We start from the raw sequence: 3,993 nt of genomic DNA, 5'->3' as shown, positions 1-3,993 counted from the left end.
TCGGCCGCGAGCGCCCCGCCGGACCGCGCCCCGGAGGCGACCGCCGCCTCGTCCCAACGGGCCTGTCCCCCCGGCGGTCCGGCGGGGCGCTCGCGGCCGAGCGGGCGCGACAGGCGCGGATGGCCGTGGTGGGGCCGGTGACCGAGCGGTGGGCACCCGAGCAGGCCGGGCCCGTGCACGAGAACTGGCAGCTGGCGGCGCCGGTCGGGCCCGCCACCGATCTGTGGGCGCTGGGCGCGCTGTTGTTCCGCGCGGTCCAGGGGCACGCGCCCTACCCCGAGGAATCCACCGCCGAACTGGTGCAGTTGGTGTGCGCGGAGCCGCCCGCGTACGCCGAGGAGTGCGGGCCGCTGCGGCCGGTGGTGGAGTCCCTGCTGCGTCAGGACCCCACCGAACGGCCCGACTTCGAGGAACTGGGCGGCTGGCTGCGCTCGCTGGTGCGGTCCGCGCCCGAGCCGGAGGCCGGTAGCAGGGTGGTGCCGGTACCGCCCGACCCCCGGCGGCTGCCGATCGTCCGGCGCCGGGGCGAACTGGTGCGGCGGCGCCGCGCCGGGCTGCCCGACGCGCACGCCCGGCACAAGCGGGACCGGGAGGAGGGGAGTTCACCGAGCAGGCTCGGCCGGACGCTGCTCGTGCTGATCATCCTGCTGCTGGCCGGTGCGGTCGCGTACGCGATGTTGTTCATGCCGAAACAGCACGCGTCGCACGGACGGAGCGGGACCGGCCCGACCCCCTCGGCCGGGCGGTCGAGCCCCGCTCCCGCCCGCTCGCAGCACAGCCCCTCCGCCTCCGACACCCAGGCGGGCGGCACCTCCTCCGTGCCCGCCGGGTTCACCCTGCGCAAGGACCCCGAGGGCTTCGACATCGCCGTCGCCAAGGGCTGGACGCGCACCCCGAAGAACGGCAGCGGCGAAGTCGTCTACGCACACGGCGACTTCGAGCTGCTGGTCGTACCCGGACGGGACGGCTCGGCGGCGTACGGCAGCGATCCGATGGCCTATCAGCGGGACAAGGAGCGCGAGCTCCAGCCGTACCGGGACTCCAGCTGGGCCACCGCCACCGGGCTGCGCACCATCGAGGTGGGCGGACGGACCATGGCCGAGGGGCAGTTCACCTGGACCGACGGGCAGGGCCGCGATCTTTACGTACGCAACATGGCGATCCTGCTGAACGGCCGGTACCACATCCTCCAGGTCCGCGGCCCGGACGCCGACCGGGACGAGGTGACCAGGCTGTACGAGGAAGCGACCGCGACATACCGCTACACCGGTTGAGCACGGCGTACACAACGGGCCCGGCCCGGCGCGCCGGTTCCCGTTCTCACGCGGAAATGACCATCGTCACAGTGCGGTTTCCTTGGGACCCCGCTTGTTCCCTGCGAACGGGCCGGTCCTTAGTCTGACCCCTGACAAGAGCATTGCGGGGCAACGTGAATCAGATGCAGGGCCTGCTCATAGCGGGCCGCTACCGGCTTGCCGAATCCATCGGCAGCGGCGGCATGGGCCGGGTTTGGCGTGCCCACGATGAGGTGCTGCACCGGGCGGTCGCCGTCAAGGAGTTGACCGCCGCGCTCTACGTCTCCGACAGCGACCAGGCCGTCCTGCTGGCCCGGACCCGGGCCGAGGCGCGGGCCGCGGCGCGCATCAACCACTCCGCGGTCGTCACCGTGCACGACGTCCTCGACCACGACGGCCGGCCCTGGATCGTGATGGAGCTGGTCGAGGGCAACTCGCTGGCCGACGCGGTCAAGGAGCAGGGGCGCATCGAGCCGCGGGAGGCCGCGCGGATCGGGCTGTGGGTGCTGCGGGCGCTGCGCGCCGCGCACTCCGCCGGGGTGCTGCACCGCGATGTGAAGCCTGGCAACGTCCTCCTCGGCCGCGACGGACGGGTGCTGCTCACCGACTTCGGCATCGCCCAGATCGAGGGCGACTCCACCATCACCCGCACCGGAGAGGTCGTCGGCTCGGTCGACTACCTCGCGCCCGAGCGGGTGCGCGGCCATGACCCCGGCCCGGCCTCCGACCTGTGGGCGCTCGGCGCGACGCTGTACACGGCCGTGGAGGGGCGTTCGCCGTTCCGCCGCACCTCGCCGCTGAGCACCATGCAGGCGGTCGTCGAGGAGGAGGCCGAACAGCCGCACAACGCCGGGCCGCTCGGCCCGGTCATCTCCGCGCTGCTGCGCAAGGAGCCGGAGCGGCGGCCGGGCGCGGAGGAGGCCGAGCAGATGCTCGCCGAGGCCGCCGAGGGCCGCCGGCCGAACGCCGCGCAGGCGTATGTGCCGACCCAGACCTCCGGCCTGCACGGGCCGGGGAACACCGGCGGCTACGGCACCCCGGGGCAGTCCCCGAACGGTCGCGCCGTGAACGGCTCGGCCACCGGCGGCCCGGCCACGCCGGTCGGTCCGTCGCCGGTCGGGCCCACCGCCGTGGGTCCGGTGCCGGGCGGGCACGGCGGCGGACGGCCGGTCCGGCCCCGGCGCAGGCTGCGCACGCTCGCGCTCGTCGTCGCCGCCGCGGCCGTGCTCGGCGGCGGTGCCGCGGTGGGCTTCCAGGAGTGGAACAACGCACGGCACGACAGCGCGGCGCACGACGGCACGAACCCCGGCCCGGCCTCCTCGGCGAGCCCCGGCGGCGACCAGGACCCGGACACCGGCACCGTCCCGGACAGCTGGGAGACCCACCACGACCCGCTGGGCTTCAGCATCTCCCTGCCCAAGGGCTGGAAGCGCCAGGTCTACGGCATCAACGGCCCCCTGAAGCAGATCGACTACACCCCCGACGACGGCAAGCACTTCGTACGGATATCCATCGACACCTCGCCGGACTTCGCCGACGCCTACGAACACCAGAAGGACCTGGAGCAGCAGCTCCAGCGGCTGGTCGGCTATCAGCGCGTGGCCCTCAAGCAGAACGTCTACCGCGACCGCAACGGCTCGCTGTGGGAGTACACCTGGAACGCGCTGAAGAAGGACCCGCCGTACGTGGCGGGACCGCGGCACGCCGTCGAGGAGACGTACTTCTCGCGCGAGGGCACCGAGTACGCCCTCTACATGTCCGGGCCCGCCGACGACTGGCCGAAGACCGGCAAGCAGTTCAAGTGGGTGCTCCAGAGCTGGCAGCAGCCGGGTCAGACGAGATGACCGGCGCTGAGCCGAACGGGCGCTCTTTGCGACTGAAACGGCTGAAAACGAGTCACTGAACGGTGCGGCTTGGCCGATCGGAGCCCCGGAGCGGATGGGTCCGTTGCGGCATGATGGGCGCATGGGGACCGAGGGCGCCGACTTCCGGGTGATCGCCGGCCGTTACCGCCTCCAGGCGCGTATCGGGCGCGGCGGCATGGGCGTCGTATGGCGGGCGAGCGACGAGCTGCTGGGCCGGCTCGTCGCGGTCAAGGAGATCCTCGCGGACGACGCGCTCCCGGAGGACGACGCGCGCCGCCGCCGCGACCGTACGTTCCGGGAGGCGCGCGCGGTCGCGCAGCTGCGGCATCCGCACATCATCGTCGTGCACGACGTGGTGGAGCAGGACGAACGGCCGTACCTGGTCATGGAGCTGATCGACGGCTGCTCGCTGGCCGACCGGATCGCCCGGCACGGCCCGGTGACCCCGGCCGAGGCCGCGCGGATCGGCATCGCCCTGCTCAGCGCGCTGGACACCGCGCACGAGGCCGGGGTGCTGCACCGGGACATCAAGCCAGCGAACGTGCTGATCGAGTCCGGCACCGAGCGGGTCGTGCTCACCGACTTCGGCATCGCGCAGGTCGCGGGCGCCACCACGCTCACCGAGACCGGTTCCTTCGTCGGCTCGCCCGAGTACACCGCGCCCGAGCGGATGTCCGGGGTGCGCACCGGCCCGGAGTCCGACCTGTGGTCGCTGGGCGCGCTGCTGTGCACGGTGCTCAGCGGCGAGTCGCCGTTCCGGCGCGACTCGCTCGGCGGCATCCTGCACGCCGTGGTCGCGGCCGAGATCCGCCCGCCCGTCGAGGCCGAGCCGC

3 protein-coding genes are annotated in these 3,993 nt (G+C 73.4%); all 3 read left to right on the top strand.

The annotated features are described in order from the left end of the window. A partial coding sequence (locus CCN72_RS34475) for a serine/threonine-protein kinase (protein ID WP_483027294.1) occupies window positions 1–1,274 on the top strand: 1,274 nt, incomplete at its 5' end. A gap of 164 nt (window positions 1,275–1,438) precedes the next feature. Continuing rightward, window positions 1,439–3,139, top strand: a complete 1,701-nt coding sequence (locus CCN72_RS34470) for a serine/threonine-protein kinase (RefSeq protein ID WP_086812278.1) — start codon at window positions 1,439–1,441, stop codon at window positions 3,137–3,139. 121 nt (window positions 3,140–3,260) lie between these two features. Further along, on the top strand, window positions 3,261–3,993 hold a 733-nt coding region (locus CCN72_RS34465; RefSeq protein ID WP_143664300.1), incomplete at its 3' end, for a serine/threonine-protein kinase.

Source organism: Streptomyces murinus (assembly GCF_002154555.1).
Classification (GTDB): domain Bacteria; phylum Actinomycetota; class Actinomycetes; order Streptomycetales; family Streptomycetaceae; genus Streptomyces; species Streptomyces murinus.
The sequence above is the reverse complement of the archived record's forward strand: the minus strand, read 5'-3'. Positions and strand labels throughout refer to the sequence as shown.

Coding starts and splice junctions, on each gene's coding strand:
- CCN72_RS34470 (WP_086812278.1), top strand. CDS start 1,439: ATGCAGGGCCTGCTCATAGCGGGCCGCTACCGGCTTGCCGAATCCATC.